Source organism: Brevibacillus sp. HB1.4B (assembly GCF_013284285.1).
GTDB classification, from domain to species: domain Bacteria; phylum Bacillota; class Bacilli; order Brevibacillales; family Brevibacillaceae; genus Brevibacillus; species Brevibacillus porteri.
Genome location: NZ_JABSUT010000001.1, coordinates 764,795 through 783,667, shown reverse-complemented (window position 1 = coordinate 783,667; position 18,873 = coordinate 764,795). Strand labels below are relative to the sequence as shown.

General features: G+C 41.9%; 19 protein-coding genes and 1 pseudogene. 2 read left to right on the top strand and 18 right to left on the bottom strand.

What is annotated here, in order from left to right:
• Positions 1-406: 406 nt before the first annotated feature.
• The 14 genes and pseudogenes from HP398_RS03640 to HP398_RS03575 form a co-directional block, all read right to left on the bottom strand.
• Positions 407-1,048, bottom strand: a complete 642-nt coding sequence (locus tag HP398_RS03640; protein ID WP_173621865.1) for a beta/gamma crystallin family protein — start codon at positions 1,046-1,048, stop codon at positions 407-409.
• A 260-nt stretch (positions 1,049-1,308) separates the two neighbouring features.
• Positions 1,309-1,509: a hypothetical protein gene (locus HP398_RS03635; protein ID WP_328141752.1), complete on the bottom strand. Its 201-nt coding sequence runs from the start codon at positions 1,507-1,509 to the stop codon at positions 1,309-1,311.
• A 27-nt stretch (positions 1,510-1,536) separates the two neighbouring features.
• Complete coding sequence (locus HP398_RS03630; protein ID WP_173621864.1) at positions 1,537-1,854, bottom strand: heavy metal-binding domain-containing protein; 318 nt, start codon at positions 1,852-1,854, stop codon at positions 1,537-1,539.
• Positions 1,855-2,438: 584 nt separating this feature from the next.
• A complete protein-coding gene (locus HP398_RS03625; RefSeq protein ID WP_017248562.1) occupies positions 2,439-2,909 on the bottom strand; it encodes a hypothetical protein in 471 nt (156 codons plus the stop codon).
• A 264-nt stretch (positions 2,910-3,173) separates the two neighbouring features.
• Complete coding sequence (locus tag HP398_RS03620) at positions 3,174-3,785, bottom strand: DUF4304 domain-containing protein (RefSeq protein ID WP_173621863.1); 612 nt, start codon at positions 3,783-3,785, stop codon at positions 3,174-3,176.
• Between the two features lie 38 nt (positions 3,786-3,823).
• Positions 3,824-4,243 carry a ribosomal maturation YjgA family protein gene (locus HP398_RS03615; protein WP_254475808.1) on the bottom strand — a complete coding sequence of 140 codons (420 nt, stop codon included), beginning with the start codon at positions 4,241-4,243 and terminating at the stop codon, positions 3,824-3,826.
• Positions 4,244-4,496: 253 nt separating this feature from the next.
• On the bottom strand, positions 4,497-4,676 hold the full coding sequence (locus HP398_RS03610; RefSeq protein ID WP_017248559.1) for a hypothetical protein: 180 nt from the start codon (positions 4,674-4,676) through the stop codon (positions 4,497-4,499).
• On the bottom strand, positions 4,677-6,113 hold the full coding sequence (locus HP398_RS03605) for a sensor histidine kinase (protein ID WP_173621861.1): 1,437 nt from the start codon (positions 6,111-6,113) through the stop codon (positions 4,677-4,679). It lies immediately after the preceding gene.
• Positions 6,114-6,767: a response regulator transcription factor gene (locus HP398_RS03600; protein WP_017248557.1), complete on the bottom strand. Its 654-nt coding sequence runs from the start codon at positions 6,765-6,767 to the stop codon at positions 6,114-6,116. It lies immediately after the preceding gene.
• 87 nt (positions 6,768-6,854) lie between these two features.
• Positions 6,855-7,640, bottom strand: coding sequence for a hypothetical protein (locus HP398_RS03595; RefSeq protein WP_017248556.1), 786 nt, complete (start codon positions 7,638-7,640; stop codon positions 6,855-6,857).
• 92 nt (positions 7,641-7,732) lie between these two features.
• Positions 7,733-8,518, bottom strand: coding sequence for a hypothetical protein (locus HP398_RS03590; RefSeq protein ID WP_173621860.1), 786 nt, complete (start codon positions 8,516-8,518; stop codon positions 7,733-7,735).
• A 328-nt stretch (positions 8,519-8,846) separates the two neighbouring features.
• Positions 8,847-11,036 (bottom strand): catalase/peroxidase HPI, encoded by a 2,190-nt coding sequence (gene katG, locus HP398_RS03585; protein ID WP_173621859.1) that lies wholly within the window; start codon positions 11,034-11,036, stop codon positions 8,847-8,849.
• Between the two features lie 422 nt (positions 11,037-11,458).
• Complete coding sequence (locus HP398_RS03580) at positions 11,459-12,211, bottom strand: GNAT family N-acetyltransferase (protein WP_173621858.1); 753 nt, start codon at positions 12,209-12,211, stop codon at positions 11,459-11,461.
• A gap of 135 nt (positions 12,212-12,346) precedes the next feature.
• Positions 12,347-12,944, bottom strand: a pseudogene (locus tag HP398_RS03575) (class I SAM-dependent methyltransferase).
• Between the two features lie 198 nt (positions 12,945-13,142).
• On the opposite strand from HP398_RS03575, the gene HP398_RS03570 reads away from it, so the two are divergent.
• Both HP398_RS03570 and HP398_RS03565 read left to right on the top strand, forming a co-directional pair.
• The gene (locus HP398_RS03570) at positions 13,143-13,934 is read left to right on the top strand and encodes a MerR family transcriptional regulator (protein WP_173621857.1); all 792 of its coding nucleotides are present in this window, start codon (positions 13,143-13,145) and stop codon (positions 13,932-13,934) included.
• Positions 13,931-14,554, top strand: a complete 624-nt coding sequence (locus tag HP398_RS03565; RefSeq protein ID WP_173621856.1) for a GNAT family N-acetyltransferase — start codon at positions 13,931-13,933, stop codon at positions 14,552-14,554. The genes HP398_RS03570 and HP398_RS03565 overlap by 4 nt, the downstream gene beginning before the upstream one ends.
• 75 nt (positions 14,555-14,629) lie before the next feature.
• Here HP398_RS03565 and HP398_RS03560 read toward each other — a convergent pair whose 3' ends face one another.
• From HP398_RS03560 to dapF, 4 genes are all read right to left on the bottom strand, one after another.
• Complete coding sequence (locus HP398_RS03560) at positions 14,630-15,694, bottom strand: NAD(P)/FAD-dependent oxidoreductase (RefSeq protein ID WP_173621855.1); 1,065 nt, start codon at positions 15,692-15,694, stop codon at positions 14,630-14,632.
• A 101-nt stretch (positions 15,695-15,795) separates the two neighbouring features.
• Entirely contained in the window at positions 15,796-17,028 is a 1,233-nt protein-coding gene (gene pepT / locus HP398_RS03555) for a peptidase T (protein WP_017248547.1), read from the bottom strand.
• 306 nt (positions 17,029-17,334) lie between these two features.
• Positions 17,335-17,889: a dihydrofolate reductase family protein gene (locus HP398_RS03550; RefSeq protein ID WP_017248546.1), complete on the bottom strand. Its 555-nt coding sequence runs from the start codon at positions 17,887-17,889 to the stop codon at positions 17,335-17,337.
• A gap of 104 nt (positions 17,890-17,993) precedes the next feature.
• On the bottom strand, positions 17,994-18,836 hold the full coding sequence (dapF, locus tag HP398_RS03545; RefSeq protein ID WP_173621854.1) for a diaminopimelate epimerase: 843 nt from the start codon (positions 18,834-18,836) through the stop codon (positions 17,994-17,996).
• Positions 18,837-18,873: the final 37 nt, after the last annotated feature.

Here is an 18,873-nt window from a genome sequence, read left to right as displayed (position 1 = left end):
CTCTCGTCCTCTATCTCTCCAGAAGATATTTTTTAGAATGTTATCATGAGTTTGGGGTCGTCACAATATGGCAGTACTGTCAAAGGTCGTTGAGGACGCATTTTCCATAAAAATTTTCCTCGACAGCATCTCGAATGAATCCGCTACTAACTTGATCTCCCCGGTATCGTGATAACAGATGAAAACCTTTCCTGCCGGATTGATGATAATCGGATTTTGATAACCTAGATAGAATACTCGAACAACAAAACCTAAAGGGTGTAACACAAAAAGTGACCAAATGAATGGTCACTTTTAATATTGGATGGTTCTATTATTATCTCGTAGGCTAACGATGGATGTACCTGTTGTTTTATTAGTTGACAATGAAGAAAAATAGAGTGCAAAGACATGAAGAACTTTTTTATTAGCGCTTTGTGATTAATATGCTTGATGTAATGTCGTTAAATCCGTGGGGAACCAAATCGGGAATCGTGGTGCCCTCTAGATAAGCATTACCACTAAAACTCAAACTTCTTCCAGTAAAGTTTGCATGTTCGAATATCGTTATATCATATGGTCCGACGATACGAATGGACGAAATCTTGTCATTAAGTGGGATAGTGTTCGCGCTTGAGGTAACCTTGATCCAATCGCCGCTCATTCCGTAGTTATCGTACAAGTAAACTCCATTTAGCTCTTCTTGATGTCCAGAAACATAAAGAGAAGAAGCTTCATCGTTCCCAATCTTTTCGTCACTCATGTCACGATCACTGAACAAATAAGTAGTGCTACGTCCAGTCCAATTTAAGTGTTCGAAAACAGTTACGTTGTATCGATTATCTAAAATCTTGATCGAGGAAGCTTTGTCATTGAAGAATTTTTCATCAAGTGTATTAATTCTAGTGCCCGCGTATAGACCTAAGCAGTAACCTTGATAGTCTGCATCTTCGCACAAATATGCTACTGGTGAACCTGTCCCATTCGCTGATACTGGACCTGACCCTAATACAATGAATGCCAACACGAACGTTGTTAAAGCACTTATTAACTTGATTACACCTTTCATTTTAAATCCCTCCTATTCGGTAATGTTTCATACAGCTATATGCTATTACTTTTTCCAAAATATGGCAATTAAATAATTTGTAAATATTTTGTCAATGGTTCAACAAACCCCGTTCGGGACTTACACTCTAGAGCTATCGCCCTTGCTGGGCGCACAATAAAAGCCAAATCTTGTCAGCTAACAAGATTTGGCTCATTTCTACTTAATCCTACTATCTCCATATTTTCCTGCTCCATGAGCTGGACAGTCATCCTCATCGCTTATTTTTCAATTTTGTAATAGCGATCCCCGGTCTTCGGATTGAAGTATACACGACGCTTTTCCTGCGTTACCGGATCGATCGTCACTTCATTCGTGGGCTCAAATCCGGGCGGGACGACTTCTCCGTGGTCTTGGTGCAGTCGCTTGTCCTTTATTTTGGAAATGATTAGCAAGGTGATGAAAAGCAAGATCTGAAACACAATGTAATAAACAACATAAATCATTCATTACACCTTTTCAACGACAACTGCTGTACCGTACGCGACAACCTCCCCCATATTTCCCATATTTCCAGAGTCGTAACGACACATTACCACAGCGTTAGCTCCCATGGCAGTTGCGTTTTTAATCATACGGTCAAGCGCTTGTTTGCGCGCGTCCTCCAAGAGCACCGTGTATTCCTTGATTTCTCCGCCAACTAATGAACGAAGACCTGCCATGATGTCTCCGCCAATTCCGCGTGCTCGAACGATCAAGCCGAAGGTGGTTCCTTTTACTTCAACGACACGATATCCTGGAATGTTTTCTGTTGTGACAACTATCATTTGCTTCTCCTACTTTCTATGTATTTTATTTTTCAAGATCACATGTAGCACGATGACAGCGCTAAAATGACTAATGATCGCAGCTTCTACACCATATCGCCAATATAGGAAGCCAAACAAAATGCCCAAAACAGTCATAACTCAGACGCATGAGCACCCCTCCGTAAAAAGACGACAGAATGTCGTAGAACCGTGATGAAATCGGTTCTTTACCCATTATTGTGGTCGATACCTGTACCAATAGATACCACCCAAAACGATCAGATGGAAAAAGGTAGCTCCACTCCGGACACCCAGTGATGACGATAAGGAAGACAGCCATATGTTGCTTCAACGCCCAAGATAACGCTGATGAAAGTTGATGGAAACCACACGTAACGCATTTTGGCATGTAATTCGTCAAGAAATCGAACATAAATAAGCACTTGAGTTCCCATAACATTTCTGTACTTTCTTATTTGGTTTGGCTAAATATTTTATTACATAGCACTTTTCGAAGTATGTATCATGTCGAGTGACATAAGCATTTTCTGGCAACACACAGTCAGTATTCTTGGTTACATCACTCGACAACAACTTGTCAATTACGATTCGAAACGTGAATATCTAAATGTATGCCAAATTTCATTATCATCCTTAATAGTTAGATAGATTTGCCCCGCACCATAATCCGCCATGGCTGCGTATACTTTTCCAGGGGTATATTCGCCTACATATTTACCATAATAATCGCTATCAAATGTTAATCTTCTTTCCGATATCTCAAAGGTTACCGATGTCCCTGTCGCTGCTATACATTTGACATTTACTTTATCGACTGCTGGCTGTTGATAGGTTTGATCATTTTGAGTTTGCACAGGGCTTTGCAGTCTAACAACTTCTAAATCCTTTTTTAATCCGTCATTCTTTTTCATACATGCTGACAAGGCTTCTTGTACTTCTGCCAAACGTCGCTCTAATCTGGCGATGTGTCTCAGTAATTCGTAATCGTTGTAGCGTCTGCCTTCTCCCGCCGAAATTGGATAATAACCCTCTTGTGGATACCACCCGTACATAATTTCCCTCCTCCATTGGCTTTGATACACTTTACGTTATGGTTTTTCCGCCTATTCGTTCGCCTATTTTACCAGAAACTGGTTTCAGACTAACTCCACAAAATGAAACAGCGGCCAGCTAAGACCTGAAAATAAAGTCTTATACTGGCCGCTGTTCTTATTGAACGAACGTTTACGTTAGGTTCATGTCATAACGGGGTAAGGCATCATCAAGATTTTGCCACCGCCACCAAATCGTTTCTCACTTGCGATCACAATGCTGACTTATCGCTTATCAAATTCTACGCCGTATTTATGGAAGATGGCCGTGTATTTATTCTCGAATATGGTCCATCGCTTTTCTGTTCCGTACTTTTCCTGCAACGTCTTCCAATAATGTTTAGCCGCTACTACATCATTAGATTGTAAGAGCAAATGAAAGCTTTCTTCGCTCAGATGTAAAAATGGACCTGAAGTGTAATAATCAACAATGGATCTGGCACTGGTCATCGTATCATAGAAATGGATAACCTCTTCTAATCCACTTAGCAGCGTTTTTCTTACATCATCCATATTCGTATCAGGAGTGATTGAAAATCGTTCCGGAGCAGACTCAACCATTTCTCCAATTCTTGCTCTGAAATGACACTCCGCTTCTTTAGGTGCTGTTAGAATCTCTCTCGACTGTATTTGTGCCAACTCCGCTGCATAAATGCCGCAGTTCACATAAAACATGACATTGTCCGCTGCATTGCCAGCAGATTTTTGGAAGTTGAACATGTAGATGAGGTTTTCTGTACTCTTATGGAAATTCAAACTCTTCTTTGCGAAGCCATGCTTGGAAAGGAACGGCTTTACGTCCTGTTTAATCATATCGTTAAAGAGCTGCTGCAACATGATCCCTCCTAAAGTCTACGATAGATTTCCGCCAAAAATCACGAGTGCTTACGCCAAGGCCAAGCGAGGTCGAGCAGAGAAGAGACGGCAACTCCCGCAGTGTACCGCACAAGGTCCGCCGTCAAAAAGCCTTTTCCTAATACCAACGCCCCCATAGTTGTCGCACGGAGGTAATTGATCCAATCGGCCTGATACAATTGGCTGCCCTCGATCGCAAAGCAAAACGCGAGGCTCCACCACAGCGCGAAAGAAATCTTTTTATGAGCATAAAATGTGCGAAAGCCGAAGTAGATCATGCACGCCCATAATGCATCGCCAAAATGCTCAGCTACAAAGACAGGCAACACATCAGCGAACGCTCTGGACCCTAAGCCCAAAGCCATGACAACAAAAACGGCCACGCTATAGGCGACCCTCTCTCTCCATCGACACGGGGAGCGCTCGTTACTTATGCTCATAGGTATCGTCCGGTAGTACTTCCATTCGGCTTTGTGCATACACCATCAAACTTCCTCTTTTATGTATCTATTTTTTTCACAGTCTAACATTTTATTTTTAAGTCTAAAACATTATTTTCAGTGAACAACAAGATTGAGCTACGTTATCGCCACCACGTATTTTCGTCTACTTACTACTTTGCAAGTTTTTCACTTTGCGACCTTAAATGATGTTTGGCAACGCTAAAGCTACTTCAGCGCTGGATTCAGGGAATCAGGTTTTTTTAGGATCATCCAACGTTTCATTAATCATGAATCTCTTCATCCTGAAACCAGACTTTAACATTTTCAGATTGTACTCCCTGTCTAGAAAGTTAATAAAGAAGGTGTTCGTGAGTGTACCTACACGATCCGTGATCAGCGATTGGATCAAGTACGGCAAAGCTTTCTTCATCTAATAGTTAAAAACTAATTGGATAATTGTACCTTCACCGAGCTTACTTTCTATTCTTATTTCAGCGTCATGAATGTTAGCGATCTCCTTACATAATGAAAGCCCGAGCCCGAGGCCTCCTCCATTCGCTCTCGATCTCGATTTGTCGGACATAAAGAATGGCTCAAAGACTTTTGTTATGTCGTCATCAGGAATACCGATCCCTGTATCTTTCACTTCCAGAATAATTTTCGACTCAGTATCTCTGTAAGAACGCAGAAGTATTTTATCGTTGTTCTTCGATGCTTTAATCGCATTGTCTATCAGGTTTGCAAGTAAAATTTTCATCAAATCTTTATCCATTAAAACACTAAGATGCTCCGTCGATATTTCCAGATCTATATTCTTTATGTTCAGCTTTGGAATAAAGGAATGTTTGATTTCCACAAAAAGTTCGTCAAGTTTTCCCTTTTTTAACTCAAAATCTTCTTTTCGCAAAACAATGAGCTCCATAAGCTTAAATGTCAGTTTCTCTAGCCGCTTTCCTTCTTCATAGATAAAGCTTAATGAGTTGATATAAGTCTCTTCATCATATTTATTCGTTCGTAAATAATCCGCATAGCCTATGATCGACGTTAAGGGAGTTCTTAGTTCATGTACCAGGTTATCGATAAACCTTTGCTTGTCTTCTGAAGTTTTTTTAAGCTGGTTTACTTTATCTTCTATATCAACGGCCATCAAATTGAAATTTTCCGCTAACAACCCGATTTCATCATTCGATTTCACCTTTACTCTTTCGCTGAAATTCCCGCCTGCAATAATTCTTGTTGACTTGATAAGTTTATTAATCGGTTTTACTATAAACTTGCTCATTGTTATGGTAACGATGACCAAAATTGCTGAGATAAGAGCATTTAACTTGATTAAAAGGCTTAATAAGTCTTTTCTATTTTCATAAACACTGGAAATATCTTTCACGTAAGAAAGCTTATAGTGATTATTTTCCAAATAAATATTCTTAGCTATAAATACGTAAGTCTTTTCGCCTAGATCCCGTATGATGTAATTTACTTTATCTGATGGTATGTTTAATTCTTCACGATGAGTAAGAGTTATCTTGTTGTTTTTAAAATGACTGAAAATAACCTTATTATTTTCATCTATTACATCCAGATATACATCCTGTTCTCCGAGGTTGTCCAAGTATGTACGAATCATTGAATCGATGTTTGGTTTGCCAACTCCTTCAGCATCCGGGTTTGAAGATTTTTGAACTTTAAGCAGATATAGATTTGATTCTAAAGAGTTAGCAAATCGATCCTGTTCGCTTATCCCGGAACGGATCTCCATATTGAGATTGAGTTCAAAGCTGCTATTAATCAGGTAAATGGATGCTGGTACAAAAAAGATTTCAAATATGATTAATGTACATAAAAATATCCTCTGCCAAAATTTCATTTATTCCTCCAGCCTATATCCCAATTTAAATACGGTTTTAATTTCATCTTTCCATCCCAGCTTTCTTCTTAGCTTTTGTATATGGTTGTCAATCGTCCGCGTCTCGCCAACGTAGTCATATCCCCAAATTTTTTCTATGATTTTTTCCCTCGTTAATACGATGTTTTTATTTTGCACTAAAAACACCAATAATTCGAACTCTTTCAAGGTAAGCTCAATCATTTCACCGTTCTTTTTCACCTTCATTTCTTGCAAGTATACTTCTGTGTCTTTAAAATTTATGATGTTGCTTTTTTTATTGTAATGTCTTAATACATTTTCAATCCTGGCCAGCAATTCAATTCCTTCAAAGGGTTTCGTCATATAGTCATCTACTCCCGCTTTTAATCCATACACCTTATCTGTGACCGAACTTTTCGCAGTTAAAAAAATGACAGGTATCCCTAAAGGTTTAATTTTTTCGAATAAAGTAAATCCATCCACTTTTGGAAGCATCACATCCAAAAGTATGAGATCAAAGCGATCACTTTCAATAATATTTAGGGCTTCCTCTCCATCAAAAACGACTGTACTCTCATAATTTGCCGTATTTAAATTCAATTTTATTAAATTTGCTACTGCGATATCATCTTCAACCACTAAAATTTTTATCATTCCGTTTTTACCTCGTTCCTTTTGTAACGGTTAGATGGAGTATGTACCATTTCGGGCACGTACTCCATCTAATCCATCCTACAATTTTTAATTCACTTTCAGGACTCTGAAATTCTCACGGTAGTCTTTTGCTACGGAAGGTAGAGTGATTAGTCTATCATAATTAATCTCATAACTGGATACTGAATAATTTTTCAGACTAATTGTCATTTTTACATCCCTTCCATCTTCCAGGTTGCAAAGAACACGTATGGTTCCAGAACTAGCACTCTTACTTACCTTCAGCGTATTTTCCTTCACTTTTTTCTGTTGTTTCCCAAAAAAGTTGATAACCGCAGATTTAACTTTCGCATCATTGATTGTTGTCTCTTTGCTTCGATCTTCATCAGTGAAAGCAGCTAACGAAACAATTTCGCCTGTTTTTTCATTTATGACAATGTTATTAGAAGCACCCATTGGCTGGTTTAAATCTTCAGCACGAACAAACTGTACCACGATAACATTTGCCGTATCTTTTTTGGCGTTTTCTTTTAATACAGCTGCATCTTCTTTTGAAACTATACCCATTAAGAACTTAAAGTCTTCTTGCGCGTTCGTTCGCTTTACATGCGCCTCACCAAAAGACTTCGCGTCAAGGCCCCTATAGTCTTTTAGAGCTTTGGTTGCCATTTTTACCGCTTCTGCATCACTAATCTTCCCATTTGCTACTTTGGCTACAGTGGTTTGATTTGTGCCATTTCCTGCTTTGCTTGCCATTGTTACGACGTTGTTTTTAGTAGAAGGAACCGCATTTTCGCTTGCAAATACAGCTGCAGTAGAACCGCCTACAATGGATAGTGCCATCGAAAAAACGAGAATGTTTTTTTTGTTCATGGTAATGCCTCCTGGAATTTTTGGGTTAGATGGAGTAAGTACCATTTCGGGCACTTACTCCATCTTATCCGTCCTACAATATCTTCATTTACTTACAGTTCTCTGAAATTCTCACTGTGGTCTTTTTCATCGGAAGGTAGAGGGAGTAGTCTGTCATAATTAATCTCATAACTAGATACTGAATAATTCTTCAGACTAATTGTCATCTCTACATCTCTTCCATCTTCCAGGTTGCAAAGAACACGTACGGTTCCGGAACTAGCACTCTTACTAACCTTCATCGTATTTTCCTTAACCTTTTTCTGTTGTTGATCAAAAAAGCTGATAACCGCAGATTTAACTTTCGCATCATCGATTGTTGCCTCTGAGCTTCGATTTTCATCAGTGAAAGCAGTTAGAGAAACAATTTCACCTGTTTTTTCATTTATGACAATGCGATTAGAAGCGGGCATTGACTGGTTTAAGTCTTCAGCCCGAACAAACTGTACAACGATAACATCAGCCGTATCTTTTTTGGCGTTTTCTTTTAATACAGCTGCATCTTCTTTTGAATATAAATCCATAAAGAACTTAAAGTCTTCTTGGTTGTTCGTTCGATTTACATGCGCCTCACCAAAAGATTTCGCGTCAAGCCCCCTATAGTCTTTTAGAGCTTTCGTTGCCATTTTTACCGCTTCTTCATCGCTAATCTTTCCATTTGCTACTTTGACTACATCATTTGTAGTGGTTTGAGTTGTGCCATTTCCTTCTTTGCTTTCCAACGTAACGACTTTGTTTTTCGTAGAATTAATTGCGTTATCGCTTGCAAATACCGCTGCTGTGGCACCGCCTACAATTGTTAGTGCCATTGACAAAACGAGAATATTCTTTTTGTTCATGGTAATGCCTCCTGAAATTTTTTGTTTTTGGTTTGGGCACGAAACCCTTGTTACAGTTCATAGAATATAGCGTTCATATGTTAAAAGTATCTTTCAGTTGTCTCCAAGTTGTAAATTCTATAAAAACCATTTCGTTCGTTGTTACAGAGAAGATTGAAAACCACCTGGAGGCTTACTTCAGATGGTTTTCAAGAGCAGTTTTCACATTCCTACCAATGAATGAGAGTAGAACATCGTAACCGATTCGATTTCTACTATGACTATAGAAAATATAAAGCAAAGAACAGTATCCAACAACAAATACTGTTCTTTGCTTTATATTTTCAAATTATGCTTCTTTAAGATCGAAACGATCTGCATTCATTACCTTCACCCATGCCGCTATGAAGTCACGCACAAACTTTTCTTTGTTATCGTCTTGCGCATAAACTTCTGCAATGGCACGCAGAACAGAGTTTGAACCGAATACGAGGTCAACTGCAGTCGCTGTACGCACGACTTCACCTGTTTGGCCATCACGTCCTTCAAATACGCCTCCGTCTACAGGTTTCCACTGTACGCCCATGTCTAGCAAGTTAACAAAGAAGTCGTTTGTGAGTGTGCCTACACGATCCGTGAATACACCGTGTTGTGTGCCATCGTGGTTTGTACCAATAACACGCATACCGCCAACGAGTGCAGTCATTTCTGGAGCAGTAAGGTTTAGTAGCTGTGCCTTGTCTATCAGGAGCTCCGCAGGACTGACACGATATTGCTTCTTCTGATAATTCCGGAAACCATCAGCGATTGGCTCAAGCACAGCAAAGCTTTCTGTATCGGTTTGCTCTTGTGTTGCATCGCCACGTCCAGGAGCAAAAGGAACGGTTACATCAAAGCCAGCATCTTGTGCAGCTTTTTCGACTGCGGCACTACCGCCGAGTACAATCAAATCGGCCAAGCTGACTTTCTTGCCGAAGTCCTCTTGAATGACTCCCAGGATCGTTAGCACTTTTTCAAGTTTTTTCGGCTCATTTACTTCCCATTCCTTCTGTGGAGCAAGACGGATGCGAGCACCATTTGCGCCGCCACGCATATCCGAGCCGCGGAAGGTACAAGCGGAAGCCCAAGCCGTTGTTACCAGCTCGCTGACGGTAAGGCCCGAGTCTAAGATCTGTGTCTTCAGCTCTGCTACATCTGCATCGGTTAACTCATACTCAGCAGCAGGTACAGGATCTTGCCAAATAAAATCTTCTGCTGGAACTTCTGGACCTAAATATCTTGTACGAGGCCCCATGTCACGGTGTGTGAGTTTGAACCATGCACTTGCAAATGCATCTGCAAACTCCTCTGGATTCTCATAGTAACGACGAGAAATCTTTTCGTATGCTGGATCCATACGCAAGGCCATATCCGCAGTGGTCATCATGGTTGGAACGCGAACGGATGCGTCTTCTGCATCTGGTGCAAGATGCTCAGCAGCAGGATTTACTGCAACCCACTGGTGTGCACCTGCAGGGCTCTTGGTCAGCTCCCATTCATAGCCGAACAGTAGTTCAAAGAAACCATTATCCCATTGAGTTGGATTCGCAGTCCAGGCACCTTCAATACCGCTACTGATGGTGTCGCGACCTTTACCGGAACCGTGTGTGCTCTGCCATCCTAAGCCCATTGCTTCCACAGGAGCAGCTTCCGGTTCTGGTCCAACAAGAGCAGCATCTCCTGCGCCGTGAGCCTTACCGAACGTATGGCCACCTGCCACGAGTGCAACGGTTTCTTCATCGTTCATTCCCATGCGTTTGAAGGTTTCGCGAATGTCGCGAGCGCTTGCAAGCGGATCTGGATTCCCATTCGGACCTTCCGGGTTCACATAAATAAGACCCATTTGAACAGCAGCAAGCGGATTCTCGAGATCACGATCGCCGGAGTAACGCTTATCGCCTAGCCATTCCTTTTCAGCACCCCAGTAAATATCTTCTTCTGGATGCCAAACGTCCGCGCGTCCGCCTCCAAAACCGCTTGTCTTCCCACCCATGGATTCAATAGCAGCATTACCTGCTAGAATGTACAAGTCGGCCCAAGAGATCTTGTTACCGTATTTTTGCTTGATCGGCCATAGCAGTCGACGAGCTTTATCAAGGTTGGCATTGTCTGGCCAGCTGTTAAGTGGAGCAAAACGCTGTGTGCCAGTTCCAGCACCTCCACGTCCGTCTCCTGTACGATATGTACCAGCGGAGTGCCAAGCCATACGGATAAATAATGGCCCGTAATGTCCGTAGTCGGCAGGCCACCACTCTTGGCTGTTTGTCATTAGATCATAAAGATCCTGCTTGAGAGCCTGATAGTCCAACTTTTTGAATTCTTCTGCATAATTGAAGTCTTCGCCCATAGGGTTAGATTTTCTGTCATGCTGATGCAAGATGTTCAAGTTCAACTGGTTGGGCCACCAGTGTTTATTCGACGTAGCACTTGGGTTGTGATTCGTAGTGCTACCGTGCGAAAACGGGCACTTTCCAGTGTTAGCAGTTGCCATAGAGTCCATTTGTCCCTCTCCCGTCATTTAAATTAAGTATTAAATAATAATACTTCTAATTAATTTATATAGCAGTTAACAATAGAAATCAACATCTTTTTGCTTTTTTCATCTTAAGGATTTATGGACAGTAGTAATTGGCATTGTATTGCAGGCAGAGAGGGAATCGTAAGAACACGATAAAATATATGAACTCTTTCATTTCCGAATGGCTGATTCTAACGTATGCAGGGACCGGCTAGATTATGATCTTGTCACCAGCTCGATAGCCTCTCTTCCATCACAAAAAGCCCACTATTCTCCTCTTCACGGAATGTGTGGGCTTTTTATGCGTAATCGTTTCAACTTCGCATCCTTGTTTATGTTGATCATGTCTTCCTACCATGTGATCAAAAAGAATGGTTCGAGCACTATGACATGAGATGGGATTCTCAGTCAGTAGAATCCGGAGAAATCACTTCCCATTTTCCAAACAGTGTGAAACCCGCTGCCTTCGCCAAGGCAGTAGACGCATGGTTATCGAGTTGGCATCGGTACTGTGGTTCGTATCCCTGACCATAGGCGTATTTACAGATGGAACGCACCACTTGGCGGGCGTGCCCTTGTCCTCTAAAGGACGTCAGCGTCAGTACGCCGAGATCCGCAATTTGCAGATCCTCTTCCCATGGATACATACTGGCAGCGCTAGCCAGGCAATTTTGCTCAAAAGAGCCGAACACCGCCCAGTGATCCAATTCTACATAAGCGTCGTCCAAGTCTTGTTCCGATGCGGAAGATGTGAACTCGAAGAAAACAGCCTCATCTTGCTCGGTTAGCCGGCGCAAGTTACCTTCCAGATTTTCGTGCAGCAATACGTTTTTATCCGCTTTTGAAAAATAAAAAAGATAATCTGCGCCATGCAGTGTGATGTCCGCTTCATTCAATTTCTGGCGAAAGGTCGACTCAGACAAGGATTGTTGTTGAAAGAGACCTATCTTATCAGCCAGCGCAGGTGTCAAGACCGCCATAACACGCCCGTCGGAGGTTTCCAGCATCATGACCCGACTTTCTTCGTCAAGTGTAGGATTTATGGCAACAGTAAAGGATTCATCGCTATAGAGGACGTCACCGTTCAAAAATTGCTCCCGCCAAAAGTCAGTGATCGTTTGTGAAAATACAGGTACACTACTTACTTGATCTGTCATTATGTACAATTCCTTTCATAAGGTCGATCGGATTTATTGCGTATTATAGTAAAGGTTATTTACATCTCTGATTCTTTTGAAAATAGGGTGGATCATGAAATTGATCGAGATTCGGAAGCCCCAGTAGTTTCCGCATCATTTTCGTAATACAAGCTGAATAACATGGGCTAATCCATTGTGGGCCTTACCTGCCACACGCTCTTGTTCACCATAGAAGAAATGGATCACTTCATGACCTTCGCACCAAGCAAGGATATCTTTGGGATCATATAGCATTTCAAGTTCTGGAGGCCCGCCCGTTCCATACTTTACTTGTTCCTTGGAGAAGACCTCAAGCATGAGAATTCCTTTGGGCTTTATCGCCTTTTTCATTTTATTAAGAACGGAGATCTGCGCATCTTTATGAAAATGGCCATATACCATAATCGCGACATCATATTCTTCGCTCGGCACATCCTCTTCCAAAAGGTCAATTTTTTGGGTAAGTACGTCAACGGAATGCTTCTGAGCCAGTATTTTCGTTTTTTGCAATCCGCTCTCCGAAATAGTCAATGGCTGTCACTTCAAGATTTCTTTTTGCTAAAAAAACTGCATTCCGGCCTTCACCCTCTGCAAACGCGATCACTTTTTGTCCTTGTTCTATCCGATAAGCCTGTTGTTGAATAAAAACGTTAGGTTCTTCCCCATAATAATATTCTTCCGAATGAAAGCGCTCATTCCAAATATTCGCCATACTCACCGGCCTCCTGTCATGAAAATCTATTGTAGATTTATTATATCTACAATATCTCCAAATGCATGGATGTGTCAATATCGCTTGGTATCGAGAGCATCTACAAAAGAGCCTTTCTTTGAACGTACATCTTGACCTTAGGTCTGACCTAAGGTGTATGGTTGAGATATTCCACAACATCCATAGGGAGTAACGTTTATGAAGAGTGATATTACCATTAGCGAATTAGCTAGGCTTATGAATGTGTCTGTTCATCAGATTCGTTATTTTGAAGAGAAGGGGGTTCTTCTACCTGCTTACCTAGATAACAATCAGTACAGGATGTACAGCATGGATCAAGTTTACCAGCTATCCCATATTCTGTTGCTGCGCAAATTGGGGGTGCCTGTCCAGTCGATTAAAGAATGCATGACTTCCTATTCTACTGATCAATACGGGCAGCTACTCAATCATTCTTTGAAAGAAATACATGCAGAGATACTTCGCCTTCAAGAACTACAGCATTTCATAAACAGGGTATTGCATGAACAAAAGAATTTTATTGTGCACTCCAATGACTACCAAATAAAGTGGCGTGAAACCACCTATTTGGCACGTTGGATAGAAATGGATTCACAAATAACGCTAAACGCCAAACTGTTGACTGAACAGGCCAAGTCTGTCCCGAACTTGTTCGAATCGGACCTTCATTTTATTGAGGATAATTCCAGTACCATTACGTTATACACGGAAACAGAAGCGCCTGGCGATTTTTCATTGCCCAGCGGCAACTATCTGTCTACCCAGAGGCTGATCCATGAAGAGGATGAGCTTGAACAAGTGATTGAACAGTTTTACTCCTATGCCGCAGCACAGTCTCATGTTATACAGGGACCCTTGATCCTCATTGAAAGATCTTACTTATCCCTATTTAGTCAAAACCAACTGCACTATGAACTACAAGCTTTGATCGAACCGACTACCCATTCCGAAAGGGGAAACCGATCATGACTGGATCACCAATTACAATAGAGCCGATGCATTCCACGTACAATCAACAGATTGGTCAACTTCTTGTTCACGGGTTTCGTGGGAAATTCCAAACTCTTACGAAGCTCAATGATGGCGAGCTCGCCCTCTTTTTCGAAAAATTATTTGATCATGTTCCTACAGATCGTGCGAGTCAACGAATGGTCGCGCTACAAGAGGGAGAAGTTATCGGGACGATATCCATCAAGTGGAAAACTGAATTTGATAGTAGGCGAATATTTCCTGCATGGAAGAAGAACTTCTACCGTTTTGGCAGATGGAATCTCCTGAAAATGTTCATCGGGTTATCTTTCCTAGACCATAAACCACAGGCTGGAGAATGCTATATTACAGATGTTGTTGTCCATCCGAATCATCAAGGCAAAGGAGTTGGAAACCTGCTATTGCATTGGGCGCACAATTTCGCACAAGCGCAGCCAAGCCTAGACAAGTTAAGCTTGTACGTCGCAGGTAAAAACCCTCGGGCTGAGCAGCTTTACCAGCGATTATCGTTCCATACGCAATTGCGAGAAAGCAGCCTCCTATCACATCTTTTATTTAAAGAGAAAAAATGGAGTTACATGGTGAAGAAATTGAAATGAATCATGACAAAGGGCGAATCGTCTCTACTAGACATCCGCCCTTTCGAAAGTATCGCCTTTTCCCCCTAATCTACTTCACATAAAATCTACTTCACATAAAAATCTGATTAGTCGGCAGCTCTCTAATTCTTTCATTTGTACGTTGTTTATTATCTCATTCGCAGCTAAGCGGCTGATAATAGGCGCTAGTGTAACAGCTGAATGCATAACGGTCAGATAAAGACCCTTTATTTCGTCATGAAATCCAACAATAGGGTAACCGTCTTCAGGCATGGGTCTCAAGCCTACCTGGATGCTTTCCAGTTCCAACTTCTCTCCGCCTTTTAGATTGTGCCGTAGAATTTCAAACGCCCGCTTTCCAACTGCCTCGGGTCCATTTTGTTCAGACTCATCAATATAATCTTCCGCTGCTAGTAACAGATCATCGGTTAGTTGTCTCGCTTCAAATTTAGAATTTGAAACTAAGGTGCGGATCAACTTTTCTTTCGATTTCATTCGGATCAGTATAGAAGGTGAAGGAGCGACAGGAACATCAAAGCCTAATGGCTTACAGAGTTCGGGTATAGCTGCGCCAGTGGCTACTACAATAACATCTGCTTCTAGAAAACCATTGGAGGTGTTTACCCCAACAACCTTAGATCCCTCTGTGATTATTTGCATCGCCTTTGTATCAAACAGTACGCTCGCTCCATTTTCTTCTGCTTTTTTCACCAAAAGTTTTGCAGTCAAAATTGGATCTAGTGCGCCTTCTTCGTACGCATAATAAGCTTCCTCGGGGTATTCCTTTAGATTCGGTTCTAATTCTATGATTTGCTGCCGATTTAATGGTTGTTTACGAGACTCCTCATAATCTATAGGGACTTCCCAAGTCAGTGCTCCATCCCATTTTATTTCTAGATCAGGTATCTCTTTTTCTAATTCATGATATTCGGCTATCGATGCATCATACAAATGTCGATAATTTTCTGATACCTGATACGATGGATGAATCCAACCGAAAGACTTATTAGTGGCTTCACATGCAGCAGTTGAATTCGTCTCTATTAAAGTGACATTCTGATTCTGCTTTGATAAGTAGTAGGTCATGGATGTACCAACAATACCTGCACCAACCACTACAATTTTTTGAATCTTCTTCATGAGCGCTCCCTCCTGACAACATCCCCTAAGCAAATTCTACCCCTAGGGTAATCTCAAGTCTTTTTGATAGGAAGATGAGTTTTATTAAGGATATCCCGTGATCAGGATCTTTGCTCATACAGCTTAACGATTTCGATGATGGTGTTTACAGCGTGCATCATGTTGTCAACGGAAACATACTCGAACCGCCCGTGGTAGTTTTCCCCGCCAGTGAAAATATTCGGTGTTGGCAACCCCATGTAGGATAGCTGAGAGCCATCTGTACCACCGCGTATCGGCTGAATAATCGGCAGGATTCCAAGGTTTTCTAGTGCTTGTGTAGCGATGTCCACTACTTCCATTACAGGCTCAATCTTTTCCCGCATATTGAAGTATTCGTCTTTGATTTCGAGCTCAATTCGCTTCTCTCCGTATTTTTTCTGTAGTTCTTCTACGATACGAGCTAGGTGGGACTTTCTCTCCTGAAACCGATTACGATCGTGGTCCCGGATCAAATAACGCAGCTGAGTTTGCTCGACGTCACCTTGTATGGAAGACAGATGATAGAAGCCTTCGTAGCCTTCCGTCTCCTCAGGAGTTTCATGAATCGGCAGCCTTCCATGCAGCTCCATGGCTATTTTAGCAGCGTTAACCATTTTACCTTTGGCAGAGCCAGGGTGAACATTCTTTCCTTTGCAAGTAATGATAGCTGATGCAGCGTTAAAGCTCTCGTACTCGATCCCGCCAAGAGGACCGCCATCCATCGTATAGGCATATACTGCGTCGAAGGCGGACACATCAAACTTGTCTGGGCCTCTGCCGATTTCCTCGTCCGGAGTGAACGCTACTCTCACTTTCCCGTGTTTTAGTTCTGGATGTCGAATCAGATAAGCCATAGCGGTCATGATTTCGGCAATACCGGCTTTATCGTCAGCGCCAAGTAATGTGGTACCGTCTGTCGTTATTAACGTGTGCCCTTTGTAGCCAGTCAGCTCTGAAAAATCACGCGGCGAAAGGACAATAGTAAGTGCTTCATTCAAGACTATGTCTTGTCCGTTATAATTTTCGATGACTTGCGGCTTCACGCCAGCGCCGGTAAAATCGGTGGCTGTATCCATATGAGCAAGAAAACCGATTGTTGGAATCTCTTTGTCTGTATTGGATGGTAGGGTTGCCATTACATAGCCGTTCGAATCCATCGTCACTTCCTGCATACCTATGGCTTGCAGCTCGTCCACGAGCATTTGGGCCAACACTAGCTGCCCTGGTGTTGAGGGGCAAGTTTCGCTGTTCTCATCGGATTGTGTATCAACTTGTGCGTAAGAGATGAATCTATTTATGATCTCCGTTTTCATGGTTTATATCAGCTCCAATACAATTCGTCATAGCTATTCAAGAAAGAGGCCATCTCGTGACAAATTCTACCACGATCCTCATCGATTCTTCAATCCGCACGCCATATTGACGTGCTGCCACCTGGTTATATAACTGTAAAGTGATGAAACCAACGAAGTAATCTCCATTTTCATAAAAGTTGATTTTGGACTGACTTTGAATAATAAAACAGAGGCGACCCATGACCTGAAAGTCTTTGGCTCACCGCTGTGATGATTGAAATAGCTAACCTCGTTCGTTGAAGAAGTGACATACGATCCTGAATATTACTTCCCATTCAAATGATAGATGAGTTGCACAACGCCAGAGGAGAAAGTTTTTGTATTCACCAAACTCAAATTCACCCTCTGCTTTATATCCATAAACAGCGGTTTTCCTTCTCCCAAAATAACAGGGTGAACAGATAATCGAAATTCATCTACAAGCTCTAAATGGATAAAAGTTGTAATAAGACTAGCTCCACCATATAGCCAGATGTCTTTACCAGGCTTATTCTTTAATTGATTGACTACTTCAAGAATATGATCGTTGATGAATATTGCTTTATGATCAGTCCCTTTTTGTGTCTTGGAAAACACATATTTTTCTTTACTATGAACCAATCCCCAAATCTCTTTTTCCTTATCCGTATGTTCCATTTCTGGCGAAAATTGTCCCCATAAATCATAACTTTTTCTTCCATATAGAATCGTGTCAATTTGATGTAAGAAATGAACAAACCCCATTTCAGCGTCCATTATGCACCAATCAATTTCCCCATTTTTCCCTTCAATAAAACCATCTAAGGTAACGGCTAGATCTAAAATGATTCTTCGTTTCATGAATAGTTACTCCTTTCGTTGATCATCTACTCCCATTTTAGACCTTTAAATATGTCACCTTGTGTCTTATTTGTAACAGAAGGGTTTATCACTATGGGGCGTTCTCATGTCCATGCATCGGGCAGCAAATGTCCTTCTGCTACCAGCTTTGAGTTGCCTTCCAAGTAAACGGATTCGGCAGCATAATCTGTGAGATGATAAGAAATTTTAAGTGGTCCCCCTCGAGTAAGCACGTTCACAGAGGTGTCTACATGTCCTAAAATACCGGCAATGATTGCTGCAGCAGTCGATCCAGAACCGCACGCGTAGGTCTCTGCCTCTACTCCGCGCTCATAGGTTCTGATGCTAAGCGTTTGCCTATCAATCAGTTCCACAAAATTTACATTAGTACCATGGGGAAACTGCTGCTGATCATTTCTGACCATTCGTCCCCATTCTCTGAGCTGGTCGTCCGCTATCGCGATAACATTTTCGACAAACCAGACCGTGTGGGGAACTCCGACAACACCGTAGTGGTAGACGCCGCTCGGTCCGTCCCACTCATATGGTTGATTCAGCTTCAGCGCCTGCAATTGAACGTCGGGGAACTTGACATTTACGCCGTTCTGATTGAGCTCTGCCTGATAGATGCCGGCCATCGTTTCGAAACTCATCTTCGTCTTGGCTGCCCCGATGTGGTACGCAAAGCGCGACATGCACCTTGCACCGTTACCGCACATTTCTCCTTCACTGCCATCAGCGTTAAAATACCTCATCTTAAAATCGGCGATGTTGGAGTTCTCCAGCAGCATGAACCCATCCGCACCGATTGAAGTGCCTCGCCTGCATACATTTTGGACAAAGGCTGAAAGCGCAACCTCGTTCAACAGGCCATCGCGATTGTCTACTACAATAAAGTCGTTGCCACAGCCATTCATTTTTTTAAACGGGATCCCAAGATCAAACATTTCTCTCCTCCTTTTATCCGATGTACCGTGCAAACTA